Genomic DNA, 25,811 nt, shown 5'->3' with positions numbered 1-25,811 from the left:
GCCCTGCCCGACAGGGGCAATGAACACCTGATGGAAAGAATGACGACATGAGCGACCTCAAGACCGAAGCGCAAGACCTGCAACAGGAAGAAAACGCCCTGATCGCCCTGCGCAAGGAAAAACTTGCCGCAGAGCGTGCCAAAGGCAATGCCTTCCCCAACGACTTCCGTCGCGACAGCTACTGCAACGACCTGCAGAAACAGTACGCGGACAAGACCAAGGAAGAGCTGGAAGCAGCGGCGATCCCGGTCAAGGTGGCAGGTCGCATCATGCTCAACCGTGGCTCGTTCATGGTGATCCAGGACATGACCGGCCGCATCCAGGTCTACGTCAACCGCAAGACCCTGGCGGAAGAAACCCTGGCCGCGGTGAAAACCTGGGACCTGGGCGACATCATCAGCGCCGAAGGCACCCTGGCCCGTTCCGGCAAGGGCGACCTGTACGTCGAGATGACCAACGTGCGCCTGCTGACCAAGTCGCTGCGCCCGCTGCCGGACAAGCACCATGGCCTGACCGACACCGAGCAGCGCTACCGCCAGCGCTACGTCGACCTGATGGTCAACGAGGAAACGCGCCACACCTTCCGCGTGCGCTCCCAGGTCATCGCCCACATCCGTAGCTTCCTGGCCAAGCGCGACTTCCTCGAAGTCGAGACGCCGATGCTGCAGACCATCCCTGGCGGCGCGGCGGCCAAGCCGTTCGAAACCCACCACAATGCCCTGGACATGGCCATGTTCCTGCGTATCGCGCCGGAGCTGTACCTCAAGCGCCTGGTTGTCGGCGGGTTTGAGAAAGTGTTCGAGATCAACCGCAACTTCCGTAACGAAGGCGTCTCGACTCGTCACAACCCTGAATTCACCATGCTCGAGTTCTACCAGGCCTACGCCGACTACAACGACAACATGGACCTCACCGAGGAACTGTTCCGCGAGCTGGCGCAGCTGGTCCTGGGCAGCACCGACGTGCCGTACGGCGACAAGGTGTTCCACTTCGGCGAGCCGTTCGTGCGCCTGTCGGTGTTCGACTCGATCCTCAAGTACAACCCGGAGCTGACCGCCGCCGACCTGCAGGATGTCGACCGCGCCCGCGAGATCGCCAAGAAGGCTGGCGCCAAGGTGCTGGGCCACGAAGGCCTGGGCAAGCTGCAGGTGATGATTTTCGAGGAGTTGGTGGAGCACAAGCTTGAGCAGCCGCACTTCATCACCGAGTACCCGTTCGAAGTTTCGCCACTGGCCCGTCGCAACGACGACAACCCGGCCGTGACCGACCGCTTCGAGCTGTTCATCGGTGGCCGCGAGATCGCCAACGCCTATTCCGAGCTCAACGATGCCGAGGACCAGGCCGAGCGCTTCCTGGCCCAGGTGGCCGAGAAGGACGCTGGTGACGACGAAGCCATGCACTACGACGCCGACTTCGTGCGGGCCCTGGAATACGGCATGCCGCCCACCGCCGGTGAAGGCATCGGCATCGACCGCCTGGTGATGCTGCTGACCAACTCGCCGTCGATCCGCGACGTGATCCTGTTCCCGCACATGCGGCCCCAGGCCTGACATGTCGTGAATGAGAAGCCGCCTTCACCAGGCGGCTTTTTATTGTCTGGGTGGAACTGACGTACCGCTTCTGATTCCGTGTGACTGATAAGAGGAATACCTGTCGTGAACCGCGCAATTGCTCAAGAGGGTGCAGCTGGCATCGCCACCGCGGTGGCTGAAAGCGTTCAGTACCAAGGCCGCAAGGCCAGTCGCCAGGGCAGTGAACAACGCCGACAGGAGATTCTCGATGCCGCCATGCGCATCGTCGTACGTGATGGCGTGCGGGCCGTGCGCCATCGGGCGGTAGCCGCCGAGGCCGGTGTGCCGCTATCGGCCACCACCTACTATTTCAAGGATATCGATGACCTGCTCACCGATACCTTCGCCCAATACGTCGAACGCAGCGCGGCGTTCATGGCCAAGCTGTGGACCAGCAATGAAGGGCTGCTGCGAGAGATGGTCGCCTATGGCGACGGCAGCCCGGCATGTCGTTCGCAACTGGCCGACGATATCGCGCGGATGACCGCCGACTACGTGCGGCGCCAGCTCAGCACCCGGCGCGAGCACCTGATGGCCGAGCAGGCGTTCCGCCAGGAGGCGCTGCTCAATCCGCGCCTGGCGCAGTTGGTGCGCTCGCACCAGCAGATCCTGCTGCAGGGCACTTGCCAGTTCTTCCAGGTCCTGGGATCGCGGGAGCCACAGCAGGATGCCAAGGTGTTGACGTCTATAATCGGCCGAATGGAGTATCAGGGCCTGCTCAACGATGCCGAGCCTCTGGCCGACGAGGAAATGCTCGGCATCCTGACCCGCTACATGCACCTGGTGCTGGCCTCCGTATGAGGTAGCGGCCCGGCCGGGAACGGATCAACCGAGCACCAGGTCAATTCAGGAGCGACGAGCTCTTCGCCGCAGCGGTACGCGTCCAGCGGGCCGCCCAGTAACAGGTTCGAGCGATTCAACAGAGGGAATTTCCGGTGGACGATTACCAGCAGACGATACGCACCTTGTCCGATCGCATAGTGCTGGCGCAGACACCGATCCGCGTGCTGGATGCGGTGAAGTGGGACGAGAGCATCCGCAAGGGTTTTCTCAAGGCCAAGGGCAAGGAAATGCCGGCGGTGGACCGCGCCTACTACGAAGGTCGCCCGCTGTCCTTCGACTCCGGCGCGGTGAAGCTGGAATTCCAGAACATCGAGCGCGACATCACTCGCCAGCTGGGCCAGTTCAACCCGGTGGGGCAGATCATGCGCCGCATGTGCAAGGAATACCGCATGGTGGTGCGCATGCTCGAGGCCCGCGGCACCGGCGACTTCGGCCTGATTTCCCAGGAGCTGTACGGCGCCGCTTCGGATGCCTTCCATGCCGGCGACCCGACCCTGGCCGACCTCGGGCTGATGATGTCCGATTACCTGAACAACATCGACGGTCGTGGCGACCTCAAGGACGAGCCCAAGACCCTGAGCGCCAAGGATGCGGTGAGCCTGCTGCAGGGCCGGCTGAACAAGGTCTTCGGCGAGGCCGAGGAGACCATCCGGGTCTTCGAGTCCGACGGTATCGTCGCCGATGCGGCGGCGGGTGCCGACTACATCAAGATCCGCAGCGATGCGATGTTCAACGACCGTGATGTAAGGGCCCTGGAAGTCCACGAAGGGCTGGTGCATGTAGGCACCACCCTGAATGGCCTGAACCAGCCGATCTGCACCTTCCTGGCCAAGGGCCCCCCCTCGTCGACGGTGACCCAGGAAGGCCTGGCGATCCTCATGGAGATCATCACCTTCGCCTCCTACCCCAGCCGCCTGCGCAAGCTGACCAACCGGACCCGGGCCATCCACATGGTGGAGGAGGGAGCGGATTTCCTGCAGGTGTTCGAGTTCTTCCGAGAACAGGGTTTCGAGATGGCCGAGAGCTATGGCAACGCCAGCCGGGTGTTCCGCGGTTCGGTGCCCACGGGGCTGCCTTTTACCAAGGACTTGTCCTACCTCAAGGGCTTCATCATGGTTTACAACTACATTCAGCTCGCCGTGCGCAAGGGCAAGCTGGAGCAGGTGCCGCTGCTGTTCTGCGGCAAGACCACCCTGGAAGACATGCGTACCCTGCGCCAACTGGTGGACGAAGGGATGGTGGTAGCGCCCAAGTACCTGCCCGACCAGTTCCGCGACATGAACGCCCTGTCGGCATGGATGTGCTTCTCCAACTTCCTCAACCACCTGAGCCTGGACCGGATCGAGGCCGACTACTCCAACATCCTTTGACTGCAGCCGGGGGGCGCACATGGACGTATCCACAGATATCCGCAGCTGCCACGGGCTGCTTCAGCAGGCGGTGCCATCGACTGCGGACCGCGCCCCGGCGCCATGGCGCGCGGGGAGTTGCAGGTGAGCAAGCTACTCAAGTGTTGCGCGGTTCTTGCCCTGTTGCTGGGCCTGCACGGTTGCAGTTCGCTGCTGTTCTATCCTGAGCCGGGCCTGCCCTTCACCCCGGAGCGGGCCAAGCTCGAATACCGTGACGTCACCCTGACCACCGCCGATGGCCTCAAGCTCCATGCCTGGTGGCTGCCGGCCAAGGCCGGGGTGCCGGTCAAGGGTACGGTGCTGCACCTGCATGGCAACGGCGGCAACCTGGCCTGGCACCTGGGCGGCAGTTGGTGGCTGCCGGAGCAGGGCTACCAGGTGTTGTTGCTGGACTATCGCGGCTACGGCTTGTCCGAGGGCGAACCGTCCCTGCCGGCGATCTACCAGGACCTGGACAGCGCCTTCGCCTGGCTGGACCGGGCCCCCGAGGTCCAGGGCAAGCCATTGGTGGTCCTCGGCCAGAGCCTGGGCGGTGCCCTGGCCATCCACTACCTGGTGGAGCATCCCGAACGCCAGGCCCGGCTCAAGGCCATCGTTTTCGATGGCGTGCCGGCCAGTTATCGCGATGTCGGGCGCTACGCCCTGAGCACTTCCTGGCTGACCTGGCCCTTGCAAGTGCCGCTGTCCTGGCTGGTGCCGGATGGCGACAGCGCGATCCATTCCATGGCGCGCCTGACCGGGGTGCCGAAGCTGATCTACCACAGCCTCGACGACCAGCTCGTCCCCTTGTCCAATGGCATCCGCCTGTATCAAGCTGCGCCGCCGCCGCGGGTCCTGCAACTGACCCGCGGCGACCATGTGCAGACCTTCGCCGATCCGACCTGGCGCAGCGTGATGCTGCGCTACCTCGACGACCCACGGCATTTCGACGGGTTGCGCCGCCTGGGGGAAATCCCCAACTACCCGACGACCCCCAATTCAGCAGTTGAACCTCCAGAGAGCCCGCAATGAGTGAAGAACGTAACGTCCTGCCAATGATCATCACCGGTATCTGCAGCATCATCGGTACCGTGGCCTGCCTGTGGTACTACGGCTACCTGCATTTCGCCAAGCCGGAGGATGCGTTGCTGCTCAACGACTTCACCATGCTCAAGACCATTCCCGGGGAGGACTACAAGATCTCCCTCAAGCCGGCAGCCCAGGTGGCCCAGTGCGTCGATGGCGTGCTGGTGCTGTTCGATACCGAGCAGAAGGGCCTGACCGGGGTGCTGGTCGACAACAAGAAGCAGGCGGTGCGCTGCATGGGCCAGGAAACCCCGCAACTGGTGCAGTAGGTTCCCCAGGCTTCGGGGCTGTTTCAGCCAGGCATGAAAAAACGCCGCGGACCCAGTTCCGCGGCGTTTTGTTTTCCCGGCCGGTCAAGGCCGGGGACCGGCATCAGCGGATCGTGGAGCGAGGAGCCACTGGCTGGTTGTCGTTGGAAATGGTCACTTCCACGCGACGGTTCATGGCCCGGCCGGAAACGCTGCCGTTATCGGCTACCGGGTATTCCTTGCCATAACCCTGGGAGACGATGCGCGCCGGGTCGATACCCATGCGGATCAGGGCCATCTGTACCGAGCCGGCACGGCGCTCGGACAGCGACTGGTTGTAGGAGTCGCTACCGGTGCTGTCGGTGTAGCCCTCGACGATCACCTTGCGGTCCGGGTTCTGCTGGAGGAATTGCGCCAGCTTGTTGATGTTGGCCAGGCCGGCGGGCTTGAGGTCGGACTTGTTGAGGGCAAACAACACATCGCCGAAGGTCACCAGGGTGCCGCGGTCGGTCTGCTTGGCGTTGAGGCTGGCCTGCAGTTGCTTGATCTGCGCATCGCGGGCATCGAGGATGGCGCGGGCACGCTGGTCGCCGGCGTCCTTGAGCTTGATCTCGGCGGTACGCAGGGCGATGGTTTCCTTGGCTACTTCAACCCGCTGGTTGGTCAGGTAGGCCAACTGGTCGACCTTCTTCTCGTTCTCCTTGTCCAGGTAGGCCTGGTCGGCCTTGTTCATCCAGTCGGAGGCGTCCTTGGTTTCCAGGGCGGCGAGCTTGCTGGCCTGCGGGTTGGCTTGCAGGGCCGAGAAGTTGGTCCGGGCGTTTTCCAGGTTGGCGTTAGGCGGGGTGGAGCAGGCCGCCAGGGCTACGCTCATGGCCAACAGGGCAGGGATCATCAGTTGTTTGCGCATAGTGTTCGTCCTTTCAATCGATTACGAGTACGTGGGAATCGGCGGCGGCTTACTGCACGCTGCGCATACCTTCCTGACGCAGTTCCTGAACGCCTTTCTGGGAGTCCTTCAGCGCCTGCTCGGCCTTGGCGGCCTGTGCCTTGCGCTCGGCTACCCGGGCGTCCCACTCGGCCTGTTCAGCCAGGCGCCGAGCCTCGTCGTAGTTCTTGTCGTGCATGGCGATTTCCGCTTGCTTGAGCTTGTCCTGTGCAGCCTTCATTTCCACTGCGGCGAATTCGGTGCCGCCTGCGGTCACTGCGCTATTGACCGCAGATTGGGTAACCGCGTACTGCTCGGAAGGCGGATTCCCGGCACAACCGGCCAGTACCATGCTGCTACCGAGGGCCAGCGCGGCCAGTTTCAGTCCGCGCAGAGAGGTGAACGAGGATTTGGCAGTGCTGATCTTCATGGTCTTCAACTCCATTGGGTAACTCCTGGGAAACATCAAAATCCACCCCGGTCCTGGCGCCGTGACGCTGAGTGACTACAAGCGCTGATGGCAAAATTTGAAACGGCCGTTCCAGTGATGGCTAATGGGTGTGACCTGAGGCGTTTTTGAATAGTTCAGCGAAAGCTGGCGATTGGCCAAAAAAAATTCGGCGCCCCGAAAACCCCCGGAAACCGGGAACTTTTGCCGCTTGCAGAGGTAATCCCGGCCGCTTGCGCAGCCGGGAACGGGGGGCGACTCAGTGCTTGGGTTTGTCCACCTGGCTCGACATCAGGTGCAGATGCTGGCGCGACAGCGCCAGGAAGCGCGGAGTAGGGCCGACGTCCTCATACAGTGGATCGCCTTCCTCGTCGGTGGCTACCACATGTTGGCCCTGGACATAGGGGAAGCTCGCCTCGAGCTCTTCCAGGGCGGCGCCGATCAGTTCGCCCAAAAGCTCCTCGGTCTGGCGCTTGGGGTACATCTCGGACAGGGCGGCCAGGCGCGCGGCGGCCTCCATGTCCAGGTGGATCCGGTAGCTGGTGCGGGTCAGGCGACCCTTGGCGTTCTCTTCCCAGTGTTGCGCGAGTTCACGGATTTTCATGCTGGCCTCGATGACACCTGCTCGTGGCAGGGCAGTGGGTTGACCGGACGATGCCGGTGAGCGGCCGTTGTGCGGCCTATCCTTGAGACTAGCTTCATCGCCGAAGGACGGTGCCCGGTTCGTCCCATGCTTGCTAAGGAGCGCATGCAGGCGGCACTCTTGAGCCTTCCGTGCTGCCTCATAGCCTGCTGGAGAACACCTCGATGACCGATATTGATGCGCGCCTGCGCGAAGACGTCCACCTCCTGGGGGAGCTGCTGGGCAACACCATCCGCGATCAGTACGGGGAGGGGTTTCTCGACAAGATCGAGCAGATTCGCAAGGCGGCCAAGGCCGATCGCCGCAGTTCCACCGGAGCCGAGCTGAGCGCCAGCCTCGATCCGCTGGCCGAGGATGAACTGCTGCCGGTGGCCCGGGCCTTCAACCAGTTCCTCAACCTGGCCAACATCGCCGAGCAGTACCAGTTGATCCACCGACGCGACGAGGCACAGCCGGCGCCGTTCGAGGCCCGGGTCTTGCCGCAGTTGCTGGAGCGCCTGCGGGCCGAGGGGCATTCGGCCGATGCCCTGGCCCGGCAGTTGGGGCGCCTGGAAATCGAACTGGTACTGACCGCGCATCCCACGGAAGTGGCGCGCCGCACCTTGATCCAGAAATACGATGCCATCGCCGGGCAACTGGCCGCCCAGGACCACCGCGACCTGACCAGCGCCGAGCGCGCGCAGATCCAGGAGCGCTTGCAGCGCCTGATCGCCGAGGCCTGGCACACCGAGGAAATCCGCCGTACCCGCCCGACCCCGGTGGACGAGGCCAAGTGGGGGTTCGCGGTGATCGAGCATTCGCTGTGGCAGGCCATTCCCAACTACCTGCGCAAGGCCGACAAGGCTTTGTTCGACGCCACCGGGCTGCGCCTGCCGCTGGAGTCGGCGCCGATCCGCTTCGCCTCCTGGATGGGCGGCGACCGCGATGGCAACCCCAATGTCACGGCTACGGTGACCCGTGAGGTGCTGTTGCTGGCGCGCTGGATGGCCGCCGACCTGTACCTGCGGGACGTCGATCACCTGGCCGCCGAGCTGTCCATGCAGCAGGCCAGCGCCGCTTTGCTGGCCAAGGCCGGAGATAGCGCCGAGCCTTACCGGGCCTTGCTCAAGCAACTGCGCGAGCGTTTGCGGGCGACTCGCAACTGGGCCCATGCGGCACTCGGGGCGGCGGTGCCGGCCGGTCCCGAGGTGTTGCAGCACAACCGCGAGCTGCTGGAGCCGCTGCAACTGTGCTACCAGTCGCTGCACGAGTGCGGCATGGGCGTGATCGCCGATGGGCCGCTGCTCGATTGCCTGCGCCGGGCGGTGACCTTCGGCCTGTTCCTGGTACGGCTGGACGTGCGCCAGGATTCTGCCCGGCACACCGCGGCCATGACCGAGATCACCGATTACCTGGGCCTGGGCCGCTATGAGGACTGGAGCGAGGAAGACCGCATCACCTTCCTGATGCGCGAGCTGGGCAGCCGGCGCCCGCTGTTGCCAGGCTACTTCAAGCCCTCGGCGGACACCGCCGAGGTGCTGGCTACTTGTCGCGAGATCGCCGTGGCCCCGGCGGCGTCGCTTGGGTCCTATGTAATCTCCATGGCTGGCGCCGCCTCCGACGTGCTGGCGGTACAGCTTTTGCTCAAGGAGTCCGGGGTATTGCGGCCGATGCGCGTGGTGCCGCTGTTCGAAACCCTGGCGGACCTGGACAACGCCGGCCCGGTGATGGAGAAGCTGCTGCACCTGCCGGGCTATCGCGCACGCTTGCAGGGCCCGCAGGAAGTGATGATCGGTTACTCCGACTCGGCCAAGGACGCCGGCACCACGGCTGCGGCCTGGGCCCAGTACCGGGCCCAGGAGCGGCTGGTGGATATCTGCCGTGAACAGCAGGTGGAACTGCTGTTGTTCCACGGCCGTGGCGGCACCGTGGGGCGTGGCGGCGGTCCGGCCCACGCGGCGATCCTGTCGCAGCCGCCGGGCTCGGTGGCGGGGCGTTTCCGTACCACCGAGCAGGGCGAGATGATTCGCTTCAAGTTCGGCCTGCCGGATATCGCCGAGCAGAACCTCAACCTCTACCTGGCAGCGGTCCTGGAGGCCACTGTGCTGCCGCCGCCACCGCCCGAGCCGGCCTGGCGCCATCTGATGGACGAGTTGGCCAGCGACGGGGTCCAGGCTTATCGGGCGGTGGTGCGGGACAACCCGCAGTTCGTCGAGTATTTCCGCCAGTCCACCCCGGAGCAGGAACTGGGGCGCCTGCCCCTGGGCAGCCGGCCGGCCAAGCGCCGGGCCGGGGGCATCGAAAGCCTGCGGGCGATCCCGTGGATCTTCGGCTGGACCCAGACCCGCCTGATGCTGCCGGCCTGGCTGGGCTGGGAGGCGGCGCTGAGCAAGGCGCTGGCTCGGGGCGAGGGCGAACTGCTGGGACAGATGCGGGAGCAATGGCCATTCTTCCGCACCCGTATCGACATGCTGGAGATGGTCCTGGCCAAGGCCGATGCCGAGATCGCCCGGTCTTATGACGAGCGCCTGGTGGAGCCGGAGCTGCTGCCATTGGGTGCGCATTTACGCGACCTATTGTCGCAGGCCTGCGCGGTGGTCCTGGGGCTGACCGGGCAGTCGCAACTGCTGGCCCACAGTCCCGAGACCCTGGAGTTCATTCGCTTGCGCAACACCTATCTCGACCCGCTGCACTTGTTGCAGGCCGAACTGCTGGCTCGTTCGCGCAAGCAGGAGGCGCCCCAAGGAAGCCCCGTGGAACAGGCGTTGCTGGTCTCCGTGGCGGGTATCGCCGCTGGCCTGCGCAATACGGGTTGAGGTCGGCGGGTAGCGTCGGACGGAATTGGCGCAGCCCTGATTGAGACAAATCCTGAGTGTCGCTCAGATCTATCTGGCGACACTTTGTTACGGGGTTGCGACTTGTCATACCTCGCCAACAGGGCACGAAAAGGCCGGGTTCCTCCGACTTTCGACTGCTTGTGTGCGCTGTGTCGGCTGTGTATCTTGATCAGCCTTTGGCCGTTTGGGCGGCTTTAACCTGATTTTTGAGATTGGCCCGACGAGGCGAATCCGAGCGTTTCTAAATAAAAAATTGAGGAGCACATCGATGCGCGTAATTCTGCTGGGAGCTCCCGGGGCCGGTAAAGGTACTCAGGCAAAGTTCATCACCGAGAAGTTCGGCATTCCACAGATCTCCACCGGCGACATGCTGCGTGCTGCGGTCAAGGCGGGCACCGAGCTGGGCCTGAAGGCCAAGAGCGTGATGGACAGCGGCGGCCTGGTTTCCGATGACCTGATCATCAACCTGGTCAAGGAACGCATCAGCCAGCCTGATTGCGCCAACGGCTTCCTGTTCGATGGCTTCCCGCGCACCATTCCCCAGGCCGAGGCGCTGGTGAAGGCTGGCGTCGAACTGGACCACGTGGTGGAAATCGCCGTCGACGATGAAGAGATCGTCCAGCGCATCGCCGGTCGTCGTGTGCACGAGGCTTCGGGTCGTGTGTACCACACCGTCTACAACCCGCCGAAGATCGCCGGCAAGGACGACATCACCGGTGAAGACCTGGTGCAGCGCAAGGACGACACCGAGGAAACCGTGCGCCATCGCCTGTCGGTCTACCACTCCCAGACCAAGCCGCTGGTTGAGTTCTACCAGCACTTGGCCGCGTCCCAGGGCAAGCCGAAATACAGCCATATCCCTGGCGTGGGCTCGGTGGAAGTGATCACCGCCAAGGTGCTCGAAGCCCTGAGCTGAATAACCTGATCGTTTGATCGCACAACGGCCCGCTTGCGGGCCGTTGCTGTTTATAATGCGCCACTTTTTTCAATGCTATGGAACCCCCGATGAGCACCTTGCTGGCCCTGGACACCGCGACTGAAGCCTGCTCCGTTGCTTTGCTGCATGACGGCAAGGTCACGAGCCATTACGAGGTGATCCCGCGCCTGCATGCGCAGAAGCTCTTGCCGATGATCAAGGAGCTGCTGGCCAACGCCGGGACTACCTTGCAGGCGGTGGACGCCATTGCCTTCGGTCGTGGCCCGGGCGCCTTCACTGGGGTGCGGATCGCGATCGGCGTGGTGCAGGGCCTGGCCTTTGCCCTGGACCGCCCGGTGCTGCCGGTGTCCAACCTGGCGGTCCTGGCTCAGCGGGCCCTGCGCGAGCACGGTGCGACCCAGGTCGCGGCGGCCATCGATGCGCGGATGGATGAAGTCTATTGGGGCTGCTATCGGGAAGTCGCCGGCGAGATGCGCCTGGTGGGCAAGGAGGCGGTCCTGCCCCCCGAGGTTGCCGCGTTGCCCGAGGGCAGCAGCGGCGACTGGTTCGGTGCCGGCACCGGATGGGGTTACGGCGAGCGCATTGCGCTCAGCCTCAGCGGCCAGGACGCGGGCATGCTGCCCCATGCCGAAGACCTGCTGGCGCTTGCGCGGTTCGCCTGGGAGCGCGGCGAATCGATCCGTGCCGACGATGCCCAGCCGGTCTACCTGCGGGACAAGGTAGCCACGCCCAAGGCTCGTTGAATAATCCCGTGCCGATTGGCGGATGGAATGGGCAACCTCCAAGACTGACGCCAATCGTCCGGTTTTTGACGCGAATCCTGCCCGGATTCAAACCTTTTGGCTTTTCTGTGTTCTAGTTATCACTCGGGCATTTGCTAAGTCGAAGCGGTGCCGCTAAATTGCCATCATCGACCCCGGGCTTTTCAGTATGCGTATAGACGGCATCTCCTCGCACTCCTACCCCATCAAGCGCAAGCCTCGCAAAGGCCGGGCGCAGGTAGATGAGTCCCTGGACGATATCGAGGTGGTCGATGTCCAACCCGAGCCCGCATCCCAGGGCCGTTCCCAGTCAGCCTCCCGTACCAGCAATCTTCCCGCCCGTCCCCAGGACATGATCTTCCAGCGCGCAATGAAAAGAAGCGTGGCCAATGCCCTGGCCAGCTACCTGACCACCGCTGGTTTCGTCGATTGGGATATGGAAGTGGTGGGGCTCGACCTGCACATCTGATGCTGCCCTATTTTCTCGGCTGTCCTTCCTGGAGCGAAAACGCCTGGCGCGAGTACCTGTACCCGGAGGATGCGCGACCCAACGATTTCCTCGGCCTGTACTGCCAGGTGTTCAACGCCGTCGAGGGCAATACCACCTTCTATGCCCGGCCCGCGCCAGCCACGGTGGAGCGTTGGGCACAGATCATGCCCGGGCATTTTCGCTTCACCGCCAAGTTCCCGGGCGATATCAGCCATGGCGGCGACCTGCGCGAACAACTGCCGGCTGCCGAGAGTTTCATCCAGTTGCTCAGCCCACTGGGTGAGCGGGTGTCGCCGTTGTGGCTGCAGTTGCCGGCCACTTTCGCGCCACAGCGCCTGGGCGAACTGATGGAATTCATCGATGGCCTGCAGCGACCGCTGGCGGTGGAGGTCCGGCATCCGGAGTTCTTCGCCAAGGGCGACGCCGAGCGGATGCTCAACCGCTTGCTGCGCGAACGCGGTGTGGAGCGTATCTGCCTCGACCCACGAGCCCTGTTCAGCTGCACTTCGACGGCGCCAGCGGTGCTGCATGCGCAGTCGAAGAAACCCAAGGTGCCGCCGCGCCCTGCGGCATTCACCCAGTTTCCCCAGGTGCGTTTCATCGGCCATCCCGAGCTTGCGGCCAACGATCCGTTCCTGGTGCCCTGGCTCGACAAGGTTGCCGGCTGGATCGAAGAGGGGCGTACGCCCTATGTTTTCCTGCACACCTCCGACAACCGCATGGCCGCTGAACTGGCCCGGCGTTTTCATGCGCGCCTGATGCAACGTTTGCCTGGTTTGCCCGCCTTGCCTGAGTTATACAGGGAGCCCGCCGCGGAGCAGCTTGGTTTGCTCTGAGGTGCTTTTGCAGCCTTCGAGGAGCGAGTAATGGATCACGCGCAAACCCTTCGTGCCAATGCCTTCAGGGCCCTGCATGAACGTGCCGGGGCTTTTGTCATTCCCAATCCCTGGGATGCCGGCTCCGCCAGGATGCTGGCCGGCCTGGGCTTCGAGGCCCTGGCCACCACCAGTGCCGGCTATGCGTTTTCCCTTGCGCGCCCGGATGCCGAAGGCGCCTTGAGCCTGGCCGATACCCTGGCCAATGTGCGCGGCATCGTCGGCGCCAGCGAGCTGCCGGTGGCCGTCGACCTGGAGAACGGTTTTGCCGACAGCCCAGGGGAGTGCGTCCAGGCCCTGTTGCAAGCGGCTGCCTGCGGCGCGGTGGGTGGCTCGATCGAGGACGCCAGCGGCCGCGCCGAGGACCCCATCTACGATTTCCAGCTGGCGGTGGAGCGCATCGAGGCTTGCGTCGCGGCGGTGCGTAGCCTGCCGTTCTCCTTCACTCTGACTGCCCGGGCGGAGAACCAGCTGCACGGCTGCAATGATCTGGCGGACACCATCCGCCGCTTGCAGGCCTATGCCGAGGCCGGCGCCGACGTGCTCTACGCCCCGGCGCTGCGCAGTGCGCAGGAGATCAGCCAAGTGGTGCGGGCGGTGGCGCCCAAACCGGTGAACGTGCTGATGTCCGGCGGCCTGGACCTGAGCGTGGCGCAACTGGCGGAACTGGGCGTCAAGCGCATCAGTGTCGGTTCGGCCCTGGCCCGGGCGGCCTATGGCGCGTTCTACCAGGCGGCGCAGGAGATCCGTGACCAGGGCCGCTTCGATTTCGCCGAGCGGGCGATTCCCTTCGGGCAGATCAATCAATTGTTCAAGCAGTCGTAAAAAGGAATCGGCGTGAGGGCGAGGACGGTTGTGGGTGCCCTGGTATTGCTGGGCGCCCTGTTGTTGATTGGTGTGCGGTTGGGCTGGCTGCCGCTGGCCGATGCCTGGAATCCCTGGGCGCCGCTGGATGTGCGGGCCAAGCCCAATCTGTTGACCCGCTTCAAGCTGTCACGACTGCAGGATGACCCGCAGCTGTGCGACCAGGCCCTGGCGACCTCGGGCTTGCGCACCAGTCGCCAACCCGACAGCCGTGCCGATGTGGACTGTCCCTTGAGCAATACGGTGCGGGTGCAGGGCGGCGATATCGCCCTGAGCAGCAGCTTTCTCGCCAGTTGTCCGCTGGCCGTGGCCTTTGCCCTGTACCAGCGCCATGGCTTGCAGCCGGCGGCGCAGCAGGTGTTTGGCCAGCGGGTGGCGCGCGTCGATCACCTGGGCAGTTTTGCCTGTCGCAACATGTATCACCGCAAGATTGGCTGGCGCAGCGAGCATGCCAGCGCCAACGCCCTGGATATCGCCGGCTTTCGCCTGAGTGACGGACGCAATATCAGCGTGCTCAAGGATTGGCCGAAGGACAGTGCCGAGGGACGGTTTCTGCGCCTGGCCCGGGATGGTGCCTGCGACGCATTCAACGTGGTGCTGGGGCCGGACTTCAACAGCGCCCATCGCAACCATTTCCACCTGGACCTGGGGCCGCTCTGGCGTTGTCGCTGAGGGACAGGGTCAGGCGGCGATGCGCAGGTTCTGCAGGATCAGCGGACGGGCCCAGCCCATGTCGAAGTCCATCTGCCGCTGTTGCTCGATAAGCTCTTGTGGCGGGAACGGTTCGGCCGGCTTGTCCAGCAGATCCATCTCGAATTCGGCGATCGGCAGGTGCAGCGGGCGCGGGGCCGGGGCCGGGCCGGGCTCTGGCAGGGGCTGGCCGGCATTGAGCACGATCGGGCGTACCCAGCCGTTCTCGAAATCTTGCTGGCGTTGCTGGGCGATGATTTCTTCCGGCGGGAAGGGCGGGGCTGGCTTGTCCAGCAGTTCCATCTCGAACTCGGCGATGGGCAGGAACAGTGGCTCGGGCGGACGGACTTCGGTGTCCTGGACCTCGCAACCGCGCTGGTTGACGATCTGCGCCAGTATCTCGCTGCCACCGGCAGGTTCCACCGGGCCATCGACGGCCACCTTGGGCATGGTTTCAACGCCGGCGCCATCACCTCTTTGCTCGGCCAGGGCCTGGGCAAAGAAGTCCTGCCACAGGTGGCTGACGCCACTGAGTGCCTGGGAGTTGCGCAGGCCATAGTCGCCATGGGGCGAGATATAACCTATCGATGTGCGTTGAATGTCTGACATTGCTCTCGGTCGACGCTGAGCTCTGGCAAAATGGCCGATAGTCCTGTTATCGGCAGTTTTTGCCGATCATTAATTTTTTGAGTGTGTTTTCAGATGAGTGAGCAACCTGCGGCCTGCCGCATCAACGTCGAGGCCCTGGATGCCGGGTTCGAGTCCGAGGCCCGGCAGTGGGCCGAGCGCCTGGGCCTGCCGTTGCAGATCGAGGACGCCGAGTTCGCCCTGCAGGTGGGCGAGCAGGGGTTGCAGCTGCAGCAACTGGGGCCTGACGCCCCGGGGCCGGTACGGGTGGACTTCGTCGAAGGCGGCGCGGCCCATCGGCGCTTGTACGGCGGGGGCAGCGGCCAGATGATCGCCAAGGCCGTGGGCGTGGCCCAGGGCGTGCGGCCACGGGTGCTGGATGCCACGGCGGGCCTGGGCAAGGATGGCTTCGTGCTGGCGACCCTGGGTTGCCAGATGAGCCTGATCGAGCGCCAGCCGCTGATCGGCGCCTTGCTGGAGGATGGCCTGGCCCGTGCGGCACAGGATGCCGAGGTGGCGCCCATCGTTGCGCGGATGCAACTGCTCAAGGGCAACTCCATCGAGCTGATGCGCAACTGGCAAGGCGAACCGCCCCAGGTGATCTACCTCGACCCGATGTTCCCCCACCGGGAGAAAAGCGCCCTGGTAAAGAAGGAAATGCGCCTGTTCCGGCCTCTGGTGGGCGACGACAACGACGCTCCGGCATTGTTGGAAGCGGCCCTGGCCCTGGCCAGCCACCGGGTGGTGGTCAAGCGTCCGCGCAAGGCGCCGTGCATCGACGGGCCCAAGCCCAGCCATGGCCTGGAAGGCAAGTCCAGCCGCTACGACATCTACCCCAAGAAGGCGCTCAAGGCCTGAACCCTGGCCGGCGCGTTCAGTCCGGCTCCGGACGATAGGCGCGCATGAACAGCCCCACCACTTCCCGCACGTGCTCCTCTGCGGCGGCCCCGGCCAGGGGCTTGCCGCAGCCGTAGAGCAAGCGGAAATTCGCCCCGCCCTTGAGCATGCAGAAGAAGTGTTCGGCGGCGTTGCGCGGCTTGTCGATGCTCAGGGTGCCCTGCTGGTGGATCTTGCCCAGGAGCCGTTCCATGCCCTGCAGGACACGTTCGGGACCGGCTTCGAAGAACACCTGCGAGAGCTTGGGGTCCTGGCTGCCCAGGGTCATGATCAGGCGGTGCAGGTTGACCGACTCGTCGCTGTTGACCAGGTGATGAAACCCCCGGCCGATGGCCAGCAGCAGGCTTTCCACCGACGTGCCGGGCGTCAGCTCGTAGATCAGCGTAGGCAGTTGTTCCTCGCACTTGGCCACCACGGCGGCGGAGAACAGCGTCTCCTTGTCGTTGAAGTGGCTGTACACCGTGAGCTTGGAAACCCCGGCTTCGGCGGCGACCGCATCCATGCTGGTATTGGCGTAGCCATTGCTCAAGAACAGGCTCTTGGCTGCGTCGAGAATGGCTTGGCGTTTTGCCAGATCCTTGGGCCTGCCTGGCCCAACGTGTGCGGCGTGATTGTCGGACATTTTTTCGTTGTTAATACTGGACTGGTGAGTTTGCTATTAATAACATACTGGCCAGTATAATTATTCCAAGCCCCATTAGCGAAAGGTCGCCGCCATGTTCCGCTATGCCCTGCCAGTCAGCCTGGCTTTTTTTCTGTCTGCTTGTGGGCACGAAGAGCCCGTCCAGATCGGCGTCCGGCCGGCCATGGTGGTACAGCCAGAGCCTTCGGCACGGGCTTCGGACAGCTACCCCGGCGAAGTACGGGCCCGCTACGAACCGGACCTGGCGTTCCGCATCGGCGGCAAGGTCAGCCGACGGCTGGTAGAGGAGGGCGAGCGAGTCAAGGCCGACCAGCCGCTGGCCGAGCTCGACCCCCAGGACGTGCGTCTGCAACTGGAGGCCACCCGGGCCCAGGTCACCGCCGCCAGCGCCAACCTCAACCTGGTGCGTGCCGAGCGCGATCGCTACAAGGCCCTGCTGGACCGGCAGATGGTCAGCCATTCGCAATACGACAACGCCGAGAACCTCTATCGTTCCGGCGAAGCGCGGCTGAAGCAGATCAAGGCTGAGTTCGATGTCGCCAATAACCAGGCCGGCTACGCCGTGCTGCGAGCGCCCCAGAATGGCGTGGTGGCCAAGCGGGCAGTGGAAGTGGGGCAGGTCGTGGCCGCCGGGCAGACGGTCTTCACCCTGGCTACCGATGGCGAGCGGGAGGTACTGATCAGCGTCCCGGAACAGAATTTCGGTCGCTTCAAGGTCGGCCAGCCGGTATCGGTGGAGCTCTGGACCCAGCCGGGCCAGCGCTTTGCCGGACATATCCGTGAGCTGTCGCCAGCCGCCGATCCACGTTCGCGGACCTTCGCCGCGCGCATCGCCTTCAACGCTGGCAAGGTCCCGGCGGAACTGGGCCAGAGTGCCCGGGTGTTCGTCCAGAACGGCGAGCAAGTGGCGCTGTCGGTACCGCTATCGGCCTTGACCGCCGAAGGCGGGGCCACCTACGTCTGGCGGATCGACGCCAATAACACCCTGCACAAGACCCCGGTACGGGTCGGTGCCTTCAATGAAAAGACCGTGCCGGTGCTCGAAGGCCTGAGCCCATCCGACTGGGTGGTGGCGGCAGGCGTGCATGTGCTCCATGAGGGCTTGCAAGTGCGCCCGGTGGATCGCTCCAACCGTGTGGTCAACCTGGCGGCCAAGGAGTAATCCCCGATGGGTTTCAACCTTTCCGCCTGGGCGTTGCGCAATCGCCAGATCGTCCTGTTCCTGATGTTGTTGCTGGCCATTGTCGGGGCGCTGTCCTACACCAAGCTGGGTCAGAGCGAAGATCCCCCCTTCACGTTCAAGGCCATGGTGATCCGCACCAACTGGCCGGGAGCCACGGCCCAGGAAGTGTCGCGCCAGGTCACCGAGCGCATCGAGAAGAAGCTGATGGAGACCGGCGAGTACGACCGTATCGTGTCCTTCTCGCGGCCCGGTGAGTCCCAGGTGACCTTCATCGCCCGGGACTCGATGCACTCCAACCAGATTCCCGAGCTCTGGTACCAGGTTCGCAAGAAGCTCAGCGATATCCGCCACACCCTGCCGCCAGGCATCCAGGGGCCGTTCTTCAACGACGAGTTCGGCACCACCTTCGGCAACATCTATGCATTGACCGGGCAAGGTTTCGACTACGCGGTGCTCAAGGACTACGCCGACCGCATCCAGATCCAGCTGCAACGGGTCAAGGACGTGGGCAAGGTCGAGCTGCTGGGCCTGCAGGACGAAAAGATCTGGATCGAACTGTCCAACGTCAAGCTGGCGACCCTGGACCTGCCTCTGGCGGCAGTGCAACAGGCCCTGGAGGAGCAGAACGCGGTATCCACCGCAGGGTTCTTCGAGACTTCCAGCGAGCGGGTGCAATTGCGCGTGTCCGGTAATTTCCAGACTGTGGAGCAGATCCGCAGCTTCCCGATCCGCGTCGCCGGGCGCACCTTCCGTATCGGCGATGTCGCCGATGTGCGCCGCGGCTTCAACGATCCGCCCGCGCCACGCATGCGCTTCATGGGCGAGGACGCCATCGGCCTGGCCGTGGCCATGAAGGAAGGCGGTGACATCCTGGTGCTGGGCAAGGCCCTGGAGGGCGAGTTCGCGCGGCTGCAGAAAACCCTGCCGGCGGGCATGGAGCTGCGCAAGGTCTCCGACCAGCCGGCGGCGGTGAAGACCGGGGTCGGCGAGTTCGTCCGGGTACTGGCCGAGGCGCTGATCATCGTACTGCTGGTGAGCTTCTTTTCCCTGGGTATCCGCACCGGGATGGTGGTGGCCCTGGCCATTCCCCTGGTGCTGGCGATGACCTTCGCCACCATGTATTACCTGGGCATCGGCTTGCACAAGATTTCCCTCGGCGCCCTGGTCCTGGCCCTCGGCCTGCTGGTGGACGACGCGATCATCGCGGTGGAGATGATGGCGATCAAGATGGAACAGGGGTTCGACCGGATCAAGGCCGCCAGCTATGCCTGGACCAGCACCGCGTTCCCGATGCTGACCGGCACCCTGATCACGGCGGCCGGCTTCCTGCCGATCGCCACGGCCCAGTCGGGCACGGGTGAGTACACCCGTTCGATCTTCCAGGTAGTGACCATCGCCCTGGTGACCTCCTGGATCGCCGCAGTGGTGTTCGTGCCGTACCTGGGCGAGAAGTTGCTGCCAGACCTGGCCAAGCTCCATGCCGCCAAGCACGGCGCCGAGTCCAATCCCCACGGTACGCCGTTCTACCAGCGGGTACGCCGGGTGGTGGGCTGGTGCGTGGAGCGGCGCAAGACGGTGATCGTCCTGACCATCCTGGCGTTCGTCGGCTCGGTGCTGTTGTTCCGCTTCGTCCCGCAGCAGTTCTTCCCGGCTTCGGGCCGCCTGGAACTGATGGTCGACCTGAAACTGGCCGAAGGCGCCTCCCTGAGCAACACCGCCGAGGAGGTCAAGCGCCTGGAAGCGATGCTCAAGGATCACCCGGGCATCGACAACTACGTGGCCTACGTCGGCACCGGTTCACCGCGTTTCTACCTGCCCCTGGACCAGCAGCTGCCGGCCACCAGCTTTGCCCAGTTCGTGGTCCTGGCCAAAAGCATCGAGGATCGCGAGGGCCTGCGCAGCTGGTTGCTCGATACCCTCAACCAGCAGTTCCCGGCCTTGCGTTCGCGGGTCACGCGCCTGGAGAACGGCCCGCCGGTAGGTTATCCGGTGCAGTTCCGGGTCACTGGCGAGCACATCGAGGAGGTGCGTGCCCTGGCCCGCAAGGTGGCGACCAAGGTGCGTGAAAACCCCCATGTGGCCAACGTCCACCTGGACTGGGAAGAGCCGAGCAAGGTGGTCTACCTGAACATCGACCAGGATCGTGCCAGGGCCCTGGGCGTGAGCACCGCCAACCTGTCGAAGTTCCTCCAGAGCTCGTTGATCGGTTCCACCGTCAGCCAGTATCGCGAGGACAACGAGCTGATCGAGATCCTCCTGCGTGGCACCCGCGAGGAACGCACCGAGCTATCGCTGTTGCCGAGTCTTGCGGTACCCACCGACAACGGCCAGAGCGTGTCGCTGTCCCAGGTGGCGACCGTGGAGTACGGCTTCGAGGAAGGGGTGATCTGGCATCGCAATCGCCTGCCTACGGTGACCGTGCGGGGCGATATCTATGGCAAGGAGCAGCCGGCGACCCTGGTCCAGCAGATCCTCCCGACCCTGGAACCGGTGCGTGCCGAGTTGCCCGATGGCTACCTGCTGGAAGTCGGTGGCACCGTCGAGGACTCGGCCCGTGGCCAGAACTCGGTGAAGGCCGGCGTGCCGCTGTTCATCGTGGTGGTGCTGACCTTGCTGATGGTCCAGCTGCGCAGCTTCTCGCGCACGGCCATGGTGTTCCTCACCGCGCCCCTGGGGCTGATCGGCGTGACGCTGTTCCTCCTGGTGTTCCGCCAGCCTTTCGGCTTCGTGGCGATGTTGGGGACCATCGCCCTGTCGGGGATGATCATGCGCAACTCGGTGATCCTGGTGGACCAGATCGAGCAGGACATCAGGGCCGGGCAGAAACCCTGGGATGCGATCATCGAGGCCACGGTACGGCGCTTCCGGCCTATCGTGCTGACCGCCCTGGCGGCGGTGCTGGCGATGATCCCGCTGTCGCGCAGCGTGTTCTTCGGGCCGATGGCGGTGGCGATCATGGGCGGGCTGATTGTCGCTACGGTGCTGACCCTCTTGTTCCTGCCGGCACTGTATGCGGCATGGTTCAGGGTCAAGAAGGACTGAGGCGATTGCGCGAAGCAGGAGCCGGGCGACCGGCTCCTGTGGGTGAGGGCAGGGCTTACAGGGTGCCGAAGACTTTCTTGGCCAGGCTGGTGGCTGCGGCGCCCGGGTTCTGGCGAATGGTTTCTTCCTGCTTGCCGATCATCTCGAACAGGCCGTTGAGCGCCTGCTCGGTCACGTAACCCTCGATATTGGCGCTCTTGGCATCCAGCACGCCGAGGGTCGCAGCCTGTCCGGCGAAGGAGTTGTATTGCTTGGCCAGGCCGACCTGGTCGGTGGCCTGCTTGACGATCGGCAGGAACTTGGCGCGGATCTGCTCACGGCTGCTCTTGTCCAGGTACTGGGTGGCCGAATCCTTGCCGCCGGCCAGGATGCCCTTGGCATCGGCCACGGTCATCTTCTTCACTGCATCCACCAGCAGCGCCTGGGCCTGCGGGACTGCCGCCTCGGCGGCCTTGTTCATGCTGGTTTCCAGCTGTTCGACCTGCTCGCCCATGCCGAACTGCTTCATCTTCTTGGCGACCTTGCCCAGGTTGCCCGGCAGCTCGATGCGTACGTCCGGGTTGTTGCTGAAGCCGCCGGGGGTGCCCAGCTGCTTGACGGCTATTTGCGCCCCCTGGGTCAGGGCATCCTTGAGACCGCCGCTGGCATCACCCTGGGACAGGTCGCTCAGGGACAGGGCCAGGGCGCTGGCGGAGATCATCAGGCCAGCGCACAGGCTGGTGAAACGAAGCGAGGTACGGAGCATGGCGGCTTCCTTGTGCAGTGGGGATTAACGGACAGCGTCGACACGGAGCTTGAACGGCCGCGGATCGCTGCCGTCGAGTTTGACCCCGTTGTGTTCGGTGGTGATGAAGATCAGCCGGCCATCGACTTCGATGCGCGCGCTGAGCGAATAGGTGTGGCCAGGCTTGACCTGGGCCGGATCGTAATCGAGATGGAAGGGCAGCGGCACCTGGCCCTTGACGGGCCCGCGCTGCTCGGCCAGGACCACCGCCGGCGCATCGGCCAGGGATACGTCCTGCAGGCTCACGCTCAAGGTGGCGGTCGCTGGCAGGGCGATGCGTTGCAGATAGAAGACTTCACCTTCGAGGCTGGCCTTGGCCGCAGGCGCGGTGGATTGGCAAGCCCCGAGCAGCGCGGCGGCGGCCAGCAGGATGAACTTCTTCATGGCGGATCTCCGTATCTGGGGGCGCCGCACGAGCCGCGGCGCCCATGAGAATCTACTCGCTTTGCGCCGCAGTCGCGACTTGCTCGGCGGCGTCTTCGCTGCGATGCAGGGCGACCTGGCGGATCGACAGGCGAATCTCCGCCGGGAGTACGCGCTTGGCGGCGCCCTCGGCCAGTTCCCCGAGCAACTCGTGGTAGCTCAACTTGCCGGCGTCGTCGCGCCGCAGCACGCCCTGGTCCAGCAAGGTCTGGATGAAATGGCGGAACAGGCTCTTGTCGAAGAACTCCGGGGCATTGAGGCCATGCAGGATCGACAGGCGCTGGGCCATGACCGTGCAGAGGTCTTCCAGCTCTTCGGCGCTGATGCTGTTCTGGCCGCTGTTGAGCAACAGCGAAATGGCCATGTAGAAGCGCTGCAGGGTCTGGGCGATGCTCTTGGACAGCAGGGTCAGCAGGACGAAGTGCCGCGAGCTGGGCGCCGGGCGCTGGTACATCTCTTTCTCGAAGCGCAGCAGGCCTTGCTCGACGAAGGCTTGCAGCCACTGGTCCACCACGGCGTCCAGTTCCTCCAGGGGCCAGCGGATGAACAGCTCGGCTTGCAGGTACGGATACAGGGCCCGGGTGTAGCGCAGGATCTGCTCGCGGCTCATGCGCGAGGAGCTCTGGAAGAAGCTCGCCAGCAGTGCCGGCAAGGCAAAGATGTGCAGCACGTTGTTGCGGTAGTAGGTCATCAGGACGGCGTTCTGCTCGTCCAGGTAGAGGATCTTGCCCAGGGCGTCGCTCTGCTCGGCCAGCAGGTCCATGTCCTTGACGTGCTGGATCAGCGCCTGGCCATCGCCTTCCGGCAAGGTGGTGTGGGGCGAATAGGGCACGCTGCGCAGCAGGGCCAGGTACAGATCCAGTACCCGGGCCATGGCGCGGTCGTCCAGGGCCAGGCGGCTGGTGGAGAGCAGGGCCAGGGCCACCAGGTTCACCGGGTTGATCGCCGCGGCTTCATTGAGGTGCTGGGCCACCCGCTCGCCCAGGCGATTGGTGGTTTCGTTGAGCCAGGCCGGACGGTACTGCGGGCCCAGTTCCTGGGTGCGCCAGTCCGGTTGTTCCTGGTCGAGGAATTCCGCCAGCTTGATGGGCTCGCCGAAGTTCACCGCCACTTGGCCGAAACGCTGCTTGAGGGCGCCGATGACCTTGAAGATGTCGAAGATCGACTCCTTCTTCTTGCTCGCACCACGCAGTTCGCCCAGGTAGGTGCGGCCTTCCAGTACCCGCTCGTAGCCGATGTACACCGGTACGAAGACGATGGGCATGCGCGAGGAGCGCAGGAAGCTGCGCAAGGTGATGGCCAGCATGCCGGTCTTGGGTTGCAGCATGCGCCCGGTGCGCGAGCGCCCGCCCTCGACGAAGTACTCCACGGGGAAGCCCTTGGTGAATAGGGTGTGCAGGTACTCGTTGAACACCGAAGTGTAGAGCGGGTTGCCCTTGAAGGTGCGGCGCATGAAGAAGGCCCCGCCGCGTCGCAGCAGGCCGCCGATCAGCGGCATGTTGAGGTTGATCCCGGCGGCGATGTGGGGTGGGGTCAGGCCGTTGCGAAACAGCAGGTAGGACAGCAGCAGGTAGTCGATATGGCTGCGATGGCAGGGCACGTAGATGACTTCGTGGCCCTGGGCGATCTTCTGCACGCCCTCGAGGTGGTTGACCTTGATCCCGTCGTAGATCTTGTTCCAGAACCAGCTCAGCACCACTTCCAGGAAGCGGATCGCGGTGTAGGTGTAGTCCGAGGCGATCTCGTTGCCATAGCGCAGGGCCTGGGCCTTGGCCTTTTCCGGGGAGATCTTCTCGCGTTCGGCTTCATCCAGGATCGCCTGCTTGACCAGGGGCTGGTTGAGCAGGCCCTTGACCAGGTTGCGCCGGTGGGAGATGTCCGGGCCGATGACGGCGGCCTTGAGGTTGCGAAAGTGCACCCGCAGGATGCGCTGGGCCATGCGCACGGTGCGCTCGTGGCCCTTGTTGTGCTCGATCAGCTCGCGCAGGTGGATCGGCGCCGAGAACTGCACCCGGGTCTTGCGTCCCAGGATCATGATGCTCAACAGGCGACGCAGGCGCCCGGTGACCGCCCAGCTGTCGGCGAACAACAGTTTCCAGGGGCTGGACTCGCTGTCCGGGGACTGGCCCCAGAACACGCTGACCGGGATGATCTGCGCATCTTCGGCGGCGTTCTGGGTCAGGGCGCTGACCAGGCGGGTCAAGGTCGGCGGTGCGCCGCGCTTGTCCTGGCGGCCGAGCCAGTCCGGCTCCGGGGTCAGGTAGAAGAACGCCGCAGGCTCCAGCAGGTTGCCCACCGACACCGGCAGCACCGGGCGTGGCAGGCCGGCCTTGGTGCACTCGGTGTCCACCACCGCCAGGTCGCTCAAGGATGGGTTTTGCAGGACGTAGAACACCGGTCGGCTGCGGTCCAGGTCAAGAGTGAAGGACGACTGGTTGATGGTTTCCGAGCGCACCCAGAGATACAGCAGGCGGCGCAAGGTGCCAAACACGAGACGGCGGATCGGGGAGCGGGTCATACGGTTTCTACGTGAGTGAATAAAAAACCAAGCGCAAGCCTGGGGGGAGGAGCCGTGGTCGCTGGGACAGGTCGCGACGGCAGCTCGCTTGTTGCGGAAAAAGGCGCAAGAAGTGCGGTTTGCTCGCTCCAGCCCGGTAGTCGGCAACGTCTCCGGCAACGCGGCTCTTTACCTGGCAGTAGTGGGCGCTAGTGTGCCGGATTCGTCGAAAATCGGCAAAAACGCCACTAAACAAGATTGAGTTGAGAGTTTTTCCACCTGTCATATACTCGGCCAACTCTCCCGCAGTCGTATCGCTTCCATTCATAGAGAAGCAGGCCCAGGGAAAGTTCTCCAGGTTTGGCGGCAGAGCGCCGAGCCAATAATAAAAAATTGAGGGATGGATTCATGACTACTCGTGAGACCGGCAGCGTGAAGTGGTTCAACGACGCCAAGGGCTACGGCTTTATCCAACGTGAAGGTGGGGCGGACGTGTTCGTTCACTACCGGGCGATCCGTGGCGAAGGCCACCGTTCCCTGACCGAAGGCCAGCAGGTGGAGTACGCCGTGGTCGAAGGCCAGAAAGGCCTGCAGGCCGAGGACGTCGTCGGCTTGTAAAGGCCCTGCCCGATAGGCGCGAGCCTTGCCCGCGATAACGTGCTACCAGGCACAACGCTATCGCGAGCAAGCCTCGCTCCTACCGCAATTGGAATCAGGTGCAAGCGAAATCAGGCGGTGCGCCAGGTAATCTCTTCTTCACCGTCGGTGCTGATGCGAATCCAGCGATCGGCGGACTCTTCACCTTCCTCCTCGACCCAGCTACCCGGTGCGCAGCGCACCTCGACGTTGAGCGCGGCGAACGCGGCGCGGGCGCAGGCGATGTCGTCATCCCAGGGCGTCTGGTCGCTTTCCAGGTACAGGCTGTTCCATTTGCCCACGGCCTTGGGCAACCACGTCACCGGAACCTCGCCAGCGGTGCATTTGTAGGTCTGGCCTTTCTGTACCCATTGGCTGCAAGGACCCAGCACGGCGCCGAGCCAGGCGGCGATGGCCTTGTGGTCGACGTCGGCGTCTTTCAGGTAAATCTCGATATCGGGCTGGCGCATGGATGTCCTCATTGCCGGTCTGAA

25 protein-coding genes are annotated in these 25,811 nt (G+C 64.2%); 16 read left to right on the top strand and 9 right to left on the bottom strand.

The annotated features are described in order from the left end of the window. Nucleotides 1-47: 47 nt before the first annotated feature. The 5 genes from lysS to CAG11_RS09890 all read left to right on the top strand — a co-directional run bounded on the left by lysS (nucleotide 48) and on the right by CAG11_RS09890 (nucleotide 5,157). The gene (gene lysS / locus CAG11_RS09910) at nucleotides 48-1,550 is read left to right on the top strand and encodes a lysine--tRNA ligase (protein WP_022642542.1); all 1,503 of its coding nucleotides are present in this window, start codon (nucleotides 48-50) and stop codon (nucleotides 1,548-1,550) included. Between the two features lie 105 nt (nucleotides 1,551-1,655). Then, the gene (locus tag CAG11_RS09905) at nucleotides 1,656-2,372 is read left to right on the top strand and encodes a TetR/AcrR family transcriptional regulator (RefSeq protein ID WP_085596176.1); all 717 of its coding nucleotides are present in this window, start codon (nucleotides 1,656-1,658) and stop codon (nucleotides 2,370-2,372) included. Between the two features lie 134 nt (nucleotides 2,373-2,506). Beyond that, the gene (locus tag CAG11_RS09900; RefSeq protein WP_053134418.1) at nucleotides 2,507-3,784 is read left to right on the top strand and encodes a flavohemoglobin expression-modulating QEGLA motif protein; all 1,278 of its coding nucleotides are present in this window, start codon (nucleotides 2,507-2,509) and stop codon (nucleotides 3,782-3,784) included. A 123-nt stretch (nucleotides 3,785-3,907) separates the two neighbouring features. Then, on the top strand, nucleotides 3,908-4,834 hold the full coding sequence (locus tag CAG11_RS09895) for an alpha/beta hydrolase (RefSeq protein ID WP_256578557.1): 927 nt from the start codon (nucleotides 3,908-3,910) through the stop codon (nucleotides 4,832-4,834). Continuing rightward, complete coding sequence (locus CAG11_RS09890; RefSeq protein WP_031320969.1) at nucleotides 4,831-5,157, top strand: hypothetical protein; 327 nt, start codon at nucleotides 4,831-4,833, stop codon at nucleotides 5,155-5,157. The genes CAG11_RS09895 and CAG11_RS09890 overlap by 4 nt, the downstream gene beginning before the upstream one ends. A 103-nt stretch (nucleotides 5,158-5,260) precedes the next feature. Here CAG11_RS09890 and CAG11_RS09885 read toward each other — a convergent pair whose 3' ends face one another. From CAG11_RS09885 to CAG11_RS09875, 3 genes are all read right to left on the bottom strand, one after another. Beyond that, on the bottom strand, nucleotides 5,261-6,043 hold the full coding sequence (locus CAG11_RS09885; RefSeq protein WP_085596174.1) for an OmpA family protein: 783 nt from the start codon (nucleotides 6,041-6,043) through the stop codon (nucleotides 5,261-5,263). A 49-nt stretch (nucleotides 6,044-6,092) separates the two neighbouring features. Then, nucleotides 6,093-6,506, bottom strand: a complete 414-nt coding sequence (locus CAG11_RS09880; RefSeq protein ID WP_022642547.1) for a DUF4398 domain-containing protein — start codon at nucleotides 6,504-6,506, stop codon at nucleotides 6,093-6,095. Between the two features lie 262 nt (nucleotides 6,507-6,768). Next, on the bottom strand, nucleotides 6,769-7,113 hold the full coding sequence (locus CAG11_RS09875; protein WP_022642548.1) for a hypothetical protein: 345 nt from the start codon (nucleotides 7,111-7,113) through the stop codon (nucleotides 6,769-6,771). A gap of 203 nt (nucleotides 7,114-7,316) precedes the next feature. Between CAG11_RS09875 and ppc the strand changes: the two genes are divergently transcribed. The 7 genes from ppc to CAG11_RS09840 all read left to right on the top strand — a co-directional run bounded on the left by ppc (nucleotide 7,317) and on the right by CAG11_RS09840 (nucleotide 14,567). After that, nucleotides 7,317-9,947: a phosphoenolpyruvate carboxylase gene (ppc, locus tag CAG11_RS09870; protein ID WP_085596354.1), complete on the top strand. Its 2,631-nt coding sequence runs from the start codon at nucleotides 7,317-7,319 to the stop codon at nucleotides 9,945-9,947. A 289-nt stretch (nucleotides 9,948-10,236) separates the two neighbouring features. After that, nucleotides 10,237-10,884, top strand: a complete 648-nt coding sequence (gene adk / locus CAG11_RS09865; protein WP_085596173.1) for an adenylate kinase — start codon at nucleotides 10,237-10,239, stop codon at nucleotides 10,882-10,884. A gap of 89 nt (nucleotides 10,885-10,973) precedes the next feature. Further along, complete coding sequence (tsaB, locus tag CAG11_RS09860; protein WP_085596172.1) at nucleotides 10,974-11,648, top strand: tRNA (adenosine(37)-N6)-threonylcarbamoyltransferase complex dimerization subunit type 1 TsaB; 675 nt, start codon at nucleotides 10,974-10,976, stop codon at nucleotides 11,646-11,648. A gap of 187 nt (nucleotides 11,649-11,835) precedes the next feature. Then, nucleotides 11,836-12,135: a hypothetical protein gene (locus CAG11_RS09855; RefSeq protein ID WP_085596171.1), complete on the top strand. Its 300-nt coding sequence runs from the start codon at nucleotides 11,836-11,838 to the stop codon at nucleotides 12,133-12,135. Beyond that, on the top strand, nucleotides 12,132-12,992 hold the full coding sequence (locus CAG11_RS09850) for a DUF72 domain-containing protein (RefSeq protein ID WP_177409109.1): 861 nt from the start codon (nucleotides 12,132-12,134) through the stop codon (nucleotides 12,990-12,992). The genes CAG11_RS09855 and CAG11_RS09850 overlap by 4 nt, the downstream gene beginning before the upstream one ends. 30 nt (nucleotides 12,993-13,022) lie before the next feature. Next, nucleotides 13,023-13,856 carry an oxaloacetate decarboxylase gene (locus CAG11_RS09845; protein ID WP_085596169.1) on the top strand — a complete coding sequence of 278 codons (834 nt, stop codon included), beginning with the start codon at nucleotides 13,023-13,025 and terminating at the stop codon, nucleotides 13,854-13,856. A 30-nt stretch (nucleotides 13,857-13,886) separates the two neighbouring features. Continuing rightward, on the top strand, nucleotides 13,887-14,567 hold the full coding sequence (locus CAG11_RS09840; protein ID WP_371857887.1) for an extensin family protein: 681 nt from the start codon (nucleotides 13,887-13,889) through the stop codon (nucleotides 14,565-14,567). A gap of 9 nt (nucleotides 14,568-14,576) precedes the next feature. Here CAG11_RS09840 and CAG11_RS09835 read toward each other — a convergent pair whose 3' ends face one another. Beyond that, nucleotides 14,577-15,194 carry an energy transducer TonB gene (locus CAG11_RS09835; protein ID WP_085596167.1) on the bottom strand — a complete coding sequence of 206 codons (618 nt, stop codon included), beginning with the start codon at nucleotides 15,192-15,194 and terminating at the stop codon, nucleotides 14,577-14,579. Between the two features lie 93 nt (nucleotides 15,195-15,287). On the opposite strand from CAG11_RS09835, the gene CAG11_RS09830 reads away from it, so the two are divergent. Beyond that, nucleotides 15,288-16,070: a class I SAM-dependent methyltransferase gene (locus CAG11_RS09830; RefSeq protein ID WP_022642556.1), complete on the top strand. Its 783-nt coding sequence runs from the start codon at nucleotides 15,288-15,290 to the stop codon at nucleotides 16,068-16,070. Nucleotides 16,071-16,086: 16 nt separating this feature from the next. Here CAG11_RS09830 and CAG11_RS09825 read toward each other — a convergent pair whose 3' ends face one another. Beyond that, the gene (locus CAG11_RS09825) at nucleotides 16,087-16,731 is read right to left on the bottom strand and encodes a TetR/AcrR family transcriptional regulator (protein WP_085596166.1); all 645 of its coding nucleotides are present in this window, start codon (nucleotides 16,729-16,731) and stop codon (nucleotides 16,087-16,089) included. A gap of 94 nt (nucleotides 16,732-16,825) precedes the next feature. Here CAG11_RS09825 and CAG11_RS09820 point away from each other — a divergent pair, with 94 nt between their 5' ends. Further along, nucleotides 16,826-17,914, top strand: a complete 1,089-nt coding sequence (locus tag CAG11_RS09820; protein WP_053134433.1) for an efflux RND transporter periplasmic adaptor subunit — start codon at nucleotides 16,826-16,828, stop codon at nucleotides 17,912-17,914. A gap of 6 nt (nucleotides 17,915-17,920) precedes the next feature. Continuing rightward, complete coding sequence (locus CAG11_RS09815) at nucleotides 17,921-20,977, top strand: efflux RND transporter permease subunit (protein ID WP_085596165.1); 3,057 nt, start codon at nucleotides 17,921-17,923, stop codon at nucleotides 20,975-20,977. A gap of 55 nt (nucleotides 20,978-21,032) precedes the next feature. Here CAG11_RS09815 and CAG11_RS09810 read toward each other — a convergent pair whose 3' ends face one another. The 3 genes from CAG11_RS09810 to plsB are packed head-to-tail and all read right to left on the bottom strand — an operon-like array spanning nucleotide 21,033 to nucleotide 24,702. Beyond that, nucleotides 21,033-21,722 carry a DUF4197 domain-containing protein gene (locus CAG11_RS09810; RefSeq protein WP_085596164.1) on the bottom strand — a complete coding sequence of 230 codons (690 nt, stop codon included), beginning with the start codon at nucleotides 21,720-21,722 and terminating at the stop codon, nucleotides 21,033-21,035. A gap of 24 nt (nucleotides 21,723-21,746) precedes the next feature. Beyond that, nucleotides 21,747-22,145, bottom strand: a complete 399-nt coding sequence (locus CAG11_RS09805) for a YbaY family lipoprotein (RefSeq protein WP_022642561.1) — start codon at nucleotides 22,143-22,145, stop codon at nucleotides 21,747-21,749. Between the two features lie 52 nt (nucleotides 22,146-22,197). Further along, nucleotides 22,198-24,702, bottom strand: coding sequence for a glycerol-3-phosphate 1-O-acyltransferase PlsB (gene plsB, locus CAG11_RS09800; protein WP_085596163.1), 2,505 nt, complete (start codon nucleotides 24,700-24,702; stop codon nucleotides 22,198-22,200). Between the two features lie 387 nt (nucleotides 24,703-25,089). Between plsB and CAG11_RS09795 the strand changes: the two genes are divergently transcribed. Continuing rightward, nucleotides 25,090-25,299 (top strand): cold-shock protein, encoded by a 210-nt coding sequence (locus CAG11_RS09795; protein ID WP_022642562.1) that lies wholly within the window; start codon nucleotides 25,090-25,092, stop codon nucleotides 25,297-25,299. A 110-nt stretch (nucleotides 25,300-25,409) separates the two neighbouring features. On the opposite strand, the gene CAG11_RS09790 is transcribed toward CAG11_RS09795, so the two are convergent. Continuing rightward, nucleotides 25,410-25,787 carry a hypothetical protein gene (locus tag CAG11_RS09790; protein WP_085596162.1) on the bottom strand — a complete coding sequence of 126 codons (378 nt, stop codon included), beginning with the start codon at nucleotides 25,785-25,787 and terminating at the stop codon, nucleotides 25,410-25,412. Nucleotides 25,788-25,811 lie beyond the last annotated feature (24 nt).

Origin of the sequence: Pseudomonas sp. B6(2017) (assembly GCF_002112765.1) — a bacterium.
In the GTDB taxonomy this organism is placed as follows: domain Bacteria; phylum Pseudomonadota; class Gammaproteobacteria; order Pseudomonadales; family Pseudomonadaceae; genus Aquipseudomonas; species Aquipseudomonas piscis.
The sequence above is the reverse complement of the archived record's forward strand: the minus strand, read 5'-3'. Positions and strand labels throughout refer to the sequence as shown.

Excerpts from the sequence above, each read along its gene's own strand:
- CAG11_RS09890 (WP_031320969.1), top strand. The coding sequence starts at position 4,831 with ATGAGTGAAGAACGTAACGTCCTGCCAATGATCATCACCGGTATCTGC.
- adk (WP_085596173.1), top strand. The coding sequence starts at position 10,237 with ATGCGCGTAATTCTGCTGGGAGCTCCCGGGGCCGGTAAAGGTACTCAG.
- CAG11_RS09810 (WP_085596164.1), bottom strand. The coding sequence starts at position 21,722 with ATGCTCCGTACCTCGCTTCGTTTCACCAGCCTGTGCGCTGGCCTGATG.
- CAG11_RS09825 (WP_085596166.1), bottom strand. The coding sequence starts at position 16,731 with ATGTCCGACAATCACGCCGCACACGTTGGGCCAGGCAGGCCCAAGGAT.
- CAG11_RS09880 (WP_022642547.1), bottom strand. The coding sequence starts at position 6,506 with ATGGAGTTGAAGACCATGAAGATCAGCACTGCCAAATCCTCGTTCACC.
- CAG11_RS09885 (WP_085596174.1), bottom strand. The coding sequence starts at position 6,043 with ATGCGCAAACAACTGATGATCCCTGCCCTGTTGGCCATGAGCGTAGCC.
- CAG11_RS09835 (WP_085596167.1), bottom strand. The coding sequence starts at position 15,194 with ATGTCAGACATTCAACGCACATCGATAGGTTATATCTCGCCCCATGGC.
- tsaB (WP_085596172.1), top strand. The coding sequence starts at position 10,974 with ATGAGCACCTTGCTGGCCCTGGACACCGCGACTGAAGCCTGCTCCGTT.
- plsB (WP_085596163.1), bottom strand. The coding sequence starts at position 24,702 with ATGACCCGCTCCCCGATCCGCCGTCTCGTGTTTGGCACCTTGCGCCGC.
- CAG11_RS09845 (WP_085596169.1), top strand. The coding sequence starts at position 13,023 with ATGGATCACGCGCAAACCCTTCGTGCCAATGCCTTCAGGGCCCTGCAT.
- CAG11_RS09815 (WP_085596165.1), top strand. The coding sequence starts at position 17,921 with ATGGGTTTCAACCTTTCCGCCTGGGCGTTGCGCAATCGCCAGATCGTC.
- CAG11_RS09790 (WP_085596162.1), bottom strand. The coding sequence starts at position 25,787 with ATGCGCCAGCCCGATATCGAGATTTACCTGAAAGACGCCGACGTCGAC.
- CAG11_RS09875 (WP_022642548.1), bottom strand. The coding sequence starts at position 7,113 with ATGAAAATCCGTGAACTCGCGCAACACTGGGAAGAGAACGCCAAGGGT.
- CAG11_RS09820 (WP_053134433.1), top strand. The coding sequence starts at position 16,826 with ATGTTCCGCTATGCCCTGCCAGTCAGCCTGGCTTTTTTTCTGTCTGCT.
- CAG11_RS09830 (WP_022642556.1), top strand. The coding sequence starts at position 15,288 with ATGAGTGAGCAACCTGCGGCCTGCCGCATCAACGTCGAGGCCCTGGAT.
- CAG11_RS09805 (WP_022642561.1), bottom strand. The coding sequence starts at position 22,145 with ATGAAGAAGTTCATCCTGCTGGCCGCCGCCGCGCTGCTCGGGGCTTGC.
- CAG11_RS09855 (WP_085596171.1), top strand. The coding sequence starts at position 11,836 with ATGCGTATAGACGGCATCTCCTCGCACTCCTACCCCATCAAGCGCAAG.
- ppc (WP_085596354.1), top strand. The coding sequence starts at position 7,317 with ATGACCGATATTGATGCGCGCCTGCGCGAAGACGTCCACCTCCTGGGG.
- CAG11_RS09795 (WP_022642562.1), top strand. The coding sequence starts at position 25,090 with ATGACTACTCGTGAGACCGGCAGCGTGAAGTGGTTCAACGACGCCAAG.
- lysS (WP_022642542.1), top strand. The coding sequence starts at position 48 with ATGAGCGACCTCAAGACCGAAGCGCAAGACCTGCAACAGGAAGAAAAC.